General features: G+C 36.8%; 5 protein-coding genes. 4 read left to right on the top strand and 1 reads right to left on the bottom strand.

Annotation, left to right across the window (positions count from 1 at the left end; all coding sequences use genetic code 11):
* The 4 genes from ACY65O_RS16385 to ACY65O_RS16400 all read left to right on the top strand — a co-directional run.
* Nucleotides 1-607 (top strand): S49 family peptidase (locus ACY65O_RS16385; RefSeq protein WP_462221940.1); only part of this gene is annotated, 607 nt, incomplete at its 5' end.
* A 187-nt stretch (nt 608-794) separates the two neighbouring features.
* On the top strand, nt 795-2,978 hold the full coding sequence (locus ACY65O_RS16390) for a glutamine synthetase III family protein (protein WP_462221941.1): 2,184 nt from the start codon (nt 795-797) through the stop codon (nt 2,976-2,978).
* 188 nt (nt 2,979-3,166) lie between these two features.
* The gene (locus ACY65O_RS16395; RefSeq protein ID WP_462221942.1) at nt 3,167-3,559 is read left to right on the top strand and encodes a hypothetical protein; all 393 of its coding nucleotides are present in this window, start codon (nt 3,167-3,169) and stop codon (nt 3,557-3,559) included.
* A 142-nt stretch (nt 3,560-3,701) separates the two neighbouring features.
* Nucleotides 3,702-4,781, top strand: coding sequence for an Ldh family oxidoreductase (locus ACY65O_RS16400; RefSeq protein WP_462221944.1), 1,080 nt, complete (start codon nt 3,702-3,704; stop codon nt 4,779-4,781).
* On the opposite strand, the gene ACY65O_RS16405 is transcribed toward ACY65O_RS16400, so the two are convergent.
* On the bottom strand, nt 4,782-6,266 hold the full coding sequence (locus ACY65O_RS16405; protein ID WP_462221943.1) for a hypothetical protein: 1,485 nt from the start codon (nt 6,264-6,266) through the stop codon (nt 4,782-4,784).
* Between the last annotated feature and the right edge of the window lie 195 nt (nt 6,267-6,461).

Consider the following 6,461-nt stretch of genomic DNA (forward strand, 5'->3'; position numbering starts at 1 on the left):
ATATTACATTTCTTGCGGAGCTGATCGGATATTCGCCCAACCAAATACTATCACCGGATCCATTGGCGTTTTTGGTCTCCTCCCAAATTTTAGAAATCTTTTCACTAATAAGTTTGGGATTACGTTTGATACTGCCAACACCAACAAACACTCTGATATGGGAAGCGTCTTCAGATCGGTTTCTGAATCAGAAAGATTGGTTGTTCAAAATGGGGTTGAAAGCATCTATAAAGTTTTTGTAGGTCGCGTTGCAAGTGGGCGAAAAATGTCATTCGCTGCAATAGATAGTATTGGACAGGGAAGAGTTTGGAGTGGGATGGATGCTATGAATCTAGGATTAGTAGACCAACTCGGCGGCTTGAAGGATGCTATTAAATACGCTGCAGAAAAGCTTAAACTAACTGAGTATAAAATACTGTCCCTCCCAAAACAGAAAGAGCCGTTTGAAGAATTGATGAACGAACTAAAAGGACAGGGCGATGAAAAGGCCCGTACATTCCTAAAGAACGAATTGGGCGAGAATTACTCTATTCTTATGACCCTCCGAAAACTAAACACCATGAAAGGGATTCAGGCGCGACTTCCTTTTGAGTTTATAATCGAATAACTAACATCCTCATCTACAATGTCCTCTACCCCGAAGTTTCGGGTTGAGGACATTTTTTTTGTGTTTAAAAGTTTTTAACTCATTTTTTTCGTCCGACCCCCCATTTTTTCATACTTTCGTCAAGTTATTTCAAGTATTAACAGACTTACCCCCGAAATTTATGGGGGTATTGTAAAAAAAGACGAATATGGCCATCCACCGATTTAGAGCACTAGAAGAGGTTCTTTCCAGAAAACCAGTTGATGTAAAATTTCAATCTGAAAAAGTAAGCGAACTTTTTGGCGCCAATGTTTTTGGACATGATGCCATGCGGGAATACCTCAGCAAGGAAGCATTTGAGAGTGTTATGAACGCGGGAACAACCGGAACAAAGATTAACCGCAAAATTGCCGACCAAGTGGCAAACAGTATGAAAGCCTGGGCCATGAAAAAGGGTGTAACCCATTACACGCATTGGTTCCAACCTTTGACAGGAACAACCGCAGAAAAACATGATGCCTTTTTCACTCCCTTAGAAAACGGACGTGCCATGGAAACTTTTGGCGGGGAACAACTCATTCAGCAAGAACCCGACGCATCATCTTTTCCGAGCGGTGGAATTCGAAATACTTTTGAAGCACGCGGGTATACTGCCTGGGATCCTTCCTCCCCGGCTTTTGTCTATGCACACACACTTTGTATTCCAACAATTTTTATTTCATACACAGGCGAGGCGCTCGACTTTAAAACACCTTTGATAAAAGCACTTTCTGCTTTAGATAAAATAGCCACAGAGGTTTGTCAATATTTCGACAAAGACATTTCCAAGGTAACGGCCACATTGGGCTGGGAACAGGAATATTTTTTGGTGGATACCGCCTTGTATAATGCTCGTCCGGATCTCAACATGACCGGAAGAACCCTCTTTGGTCACTCACCGGCGAAAGGACAACAATTAGAAGATCATTATTTTGGTGCCATACCTGAACGCATATACGCATTTATGAGGGATTTTGAACAGGAATCATATAAGCTGGGAATCCCATTACGTACCAGGCATAATGAGGTAGCTCCTGCACAATTTGAATGTGCCCCGATTTATGAAGAAACAAACCTGGCAGTTGATCATAATACTTTGCTGATGGACATTATGACCAGGGTTGCAAAGCGCCACGATCTAAAAGTTTTATTGCATGAAAAACCTTTTGCCGGCATTAACGGAAGTGGTAAGCACAATAACTGGAGTATGGCAACCGATACGGGTGTTAATTTATTAGCGCCGGGTAAAACGCCAAAAACTAATTTAATGTTCTTAACCTTTTTTGTTAACACCATTAAAGCAGTACATGATTACTCCGATTTATTAAGGGCATCAATTGCCAGTGCAGGAAACGACCACCGCCTTGGCGCAAACGAAGCGCCACCGGCAATTATTTCTGCATTTATCGGTAAATATTTAACCACAGTTTTAGAGCAGGTAGAAACAAGGGTTGGCGGTAAATTTGATGAGCAGGACGAAGCCATGCTGAAACTGGATATTCATAAAAGCATTCCTGAATTAATGTTGGATAACACCGACAGAAACAGAACATCGCCATTTGCATTTACAGGAAATAAATTTGAGTTCCGTGCAGTAGGTTCTTCTGCTAACTGTGCCAATAACATGACGGTGTTAAATACAATTGTTGCAGAAACATTAAAAACATTTAAGAAAGATGTAGATGCTTTAATTGATAAAGGAGAGAAGAAAGAAGTAGCTATCATGCAAATTTTGCAGAAGTATGTAGTAAGCAGTAAAAAAGTTTTGTTTGAAGGTGATGGTTACAGCGAAGCATGGGCTAATGAAGCTGAAAAGCGTGGATTGCCCAACGTAAAGACTACACCGCTTGCATTGGATGCATACATTACCGATAAATCTAAAAAACTTTTTGAAAGCAATGATATCTACAGCCATTCAGAATTAGAAGCAAGGCACGAAATAATGCTGGAAGATTATGTAAAGAAAGTGCAGATTGAAGCAAGGATTATGGGAGAACTGGCTACTACTTATATTTTACCATCTGCGGTTAAATACCAAAATGTTTTAATCAGCAATATTAAAGGTTTAAAAGAAGCAGGATTAAAAGAAAGTGCTTATGCTAATCAATTACAATTGGTAGAAGCTATCAGCAACCATATTGCTATAATGAGCGATGGAGTTGAAAAAATGATCGAAGAAAGAAAAAAGGCTAATGAATTAACAAATTCAAGGGATAAAGCCATTGCTTATTGCGAAAATGTAAAAGGCAAATACTTTGATGTTATCCGTTACAGTGTAGATAAATTAGAGTTAATGGTGGACGATGCTTATTGGTTACTGCCTAAATACAGAGAAATTCTTTTCTTAAGATAAGCTCCTCCTAAAATATCCTACCCGAAAGGGAGGACTTTATATAAAGCTGGCAAGCAAATCTGTTCCGCCTTTTTGCGGAACGCAATCGTTGTTAACCCCGTCCTTAAAAGATGGGGTTTTCATTTTATTTTATACATCATTAAACTTTGATTACTTTTTTATATCTACTTTAGATAAAAAATAAACTCATGAAAAAAGTAACTGCATTTATTCTTTTAACTTTTATTATTTCCCTGTCGTTTGCACAGGTACAACGAAAAGTAAAAGCTGAAAATAAATCCGATTCATCAACTAATACAATTGAAAGAAAAAAAGGCGATAAGGCAAATAAAAAACAAATGATAAGAGAGCTTGATCTTACTAAAGAACAAAAAGGAAAACTTAAAGAGCAAAGGAAATCAGCAAAAGATAAAAAAGAAGCTATTCAAAACAACGAATCATTATCAGCTGAACAAAAAGAAGCTAAACTAAAAGAATTACAAAAAGAGCAGGCAAAAAGTACCATGGGCATTTTAAACGAGGAGCAAAAAGAAAAGATGAAAAAAATGCGTAAAGAAAAAAAAAGCAAAGAAAATGGATGAAGCAGAAAATTAATAAATTTTTCATCTGATAGGTTTAGGGGCAAGAAAAAGAAAAGCTGTTCATTAAATTGAGCAGCTTTTCTTTTTAAATAGTTTCCCTTTCTTCTTCTTAATAAAATAATATTTAAACTATTTTTGTTTGATGGAGAAAATATATGATTACCAGCAACTGTATTCTTTTTGTACAGCTATTTTTAATAAAATGGGATGCAGTAATACAGATGCAGATATTGCTGCAAAAGCATTGCTGGCTGCTGATTTACGTGGTATCGACAGTCATGGTATTGCAAGGCTAACAGGTTATGTACGTTTGTGGCAGGTGCAACGGGTAAATGCAAAGCCAAATATAAAAATTACGCATGAAACACCTTCCACTGCGGTGGTTACCGGCGATGCAGGATTAGGTTTGGTAGTAGCACCTTTTGCTATGGAGGTAGCTATTGATAAAGCGGCAACATGTGGTACCGGTTGGGTAAGTGTAAAAAACAGTAACCATTTTGGTATTGCAGGTTATCATGCCATGATGGCTTTACCGCATGATATGATTGGTATTGCCATGACGAATGCCAGTGCATTAGTAGCGCCAACATTTTCTGTAGAAAGAATGCTGGGCACCAACCCAATTGCAGTAGCCATACCGGCAGGAGCCGAGCCTGCATTTGTTGCCGACTTTGCCACAACCACTGCTGCAAACGGAAAATTAGAAATCTTACAAAGAAAAAATGCAGCTGCACCAACCGGGTGGATACAAACAAAAGATGGTGAACCAAGCACTGATGCCAACGAATTAAAAAACGGCGGCTCTTTATTACCGTTAGGTGGCGACAGGGAGCACAGCAGCCACAAAGGTTATGCATTAGGCGCCATTGTAGATATTTTTTCTGCTGTATTAAGCGGTGCCAATTATGGGCCATGGGTACCACCTTTTCCGGCTTATGTGCCTATGCCCGAAAATTTACCAGGCGAAGGTATAGGACATTTTTTTGGCGCAATGCGTATTGATGCTTTTAGAACTGCTGATGAATTTAAACAACACATGGATAACTGGATAACACGTTTTAGAAGTGCAAAAACTGTTGCAGGGGAAGCCAAAGTTATAATACCGGGAGATCCGGAAAGAGAAATGGAAATAATAAGAATGAAAGATGGAATTCCACTGGTAAATGCGGTGGTAGAGGATTTGAAAGTGCTGGGAGAAAAGTTTGAAATTGAATTCGAATGACTATAAAGCAGTTTTAATAACAGTAATGTCAACAAAACTACCTCCTTTAATTTTATATTGCCTTCCTTTAAATTCAAATATTTCTCCTTCTTTCATCAAAGCAAGATGGGTGATATCAGCTTCAATTGTATGGATAGAGCCACCAGTTTTACGGGCAATATTTAAATAATCTGTATTGATAAAAATGCTTACTCCGCATAAAATTACTTTTACAGGTTTACTCATTTTGTGAAGTAATGCTAAATCTTTTACAGGTGCATTGTTATCTGCAATAAGAATAAAGTTGCTGCAATTATTGCAAAAATCCTGACCAAATAATAATGCTTCTATATCATTTTCGGGTGTATCTCCTCCATTTCCATTTTTAACACCGGTATAGACTGTTTTAGCCACATCTTTATATTGCCAAGACGGAGTAGAATAAATACCTCCTGTTTTTCCAATCTTCTTTTTTTTGTCTTGCTTATTATCACCATCATTAAATGCTACAAAATATTTAAGGGATTGATTGTTGGCATTTAATTTTAACCATACTAATAATTGCACAACATATGGGGACATACTGCCTGTAACATCTGCACATACCATCATGTTATTCCATTTGTTCCTTGTCAATACTTTTTCTACTACTGAATCTAAAGTATAGAAACGTGCTAATGGGCTGTAAACGGGAACTTTACCGGTAATATGAAAAAATTTTTCACAATTTTTGTAAAATTTTAGATCACTTTTGTTAATCTGTCCATTTTCAACCATAACCTCTTTAGTATATACTTTTACTTTTAATAATTTGTTTGATTTAAAACTATCTTCCAGTGATTTACTGTAACACGAAAAATAAGTTGTGTTTACTGAATCAATAATTTTCAGAAAAGCGTCTTTTATTTTTGAAAGAGTATCAGGATTAAAGTCTGTATCAGTTAGTTTTTTTATAAACTCATCGTCCGTCATATAAATTTGTGCAGCGGCAGAGTCCAGAATGCTTTTTGGTGATAAATCTTCTATTTCGACGGTGTCTTTTGGTAAATTGACAAATAAATCATCTATTGCTGCCATTGGTATTGCTGTATTTTTTTTATAATAAATCACAAAGCCATGAAAATCTTTTTCTGCTTCATGCTTTGTTTTTGCCCTGGTTTGACGATATAATGTTACCGGTATATTTTTTAAATTTACACCTGCCAGCATAGTGTCAAGTTTTAAAAACCGATTTCGGTTTAATGAATTAAAAGAATGACCTGCAGGGAAATCAGTGTACACAAGGTCGATGGCGAGAATTGTTGCGTTGTTTAATGAGTTTAATTCACCTGGAACGAAATAATCAAATTTTGAATAGGTTGTAGAAATGTAAAGTACTTCGCAATTTTTTTTTCTTTCTGTATAAGTAGCTATACGTAAGGGTTGTTGCAGCTCATTACCTGCCAATTGTGAATAACACATTAAACTGGCAATTAAAGCAAGTAAGGCGCAGGTTAGCTTTCTCATAAATTAAATTGTCTCATAAAAGTATAGATGGATAAAAATAATTTTTCCATAATAACAAATTTGTAACAGCTTATGAGCCATATTACATAAAAACTCATTCACTTTTAACAATTTCTTTAATCGTATTTGGAATACCCCCTAACATAAAATACTTTTGCAAAAAATTATTCACTAAACAAGCCGCAGCTGCGGCAA

This window comes from Ferruginibacter sp., from assembly GCF_031430955.1.
GTDB lineage: Bacteria > Bacteroidota > Bacteroidia > Chitinophagales > Chitinophagaceae > Ferruginibacter.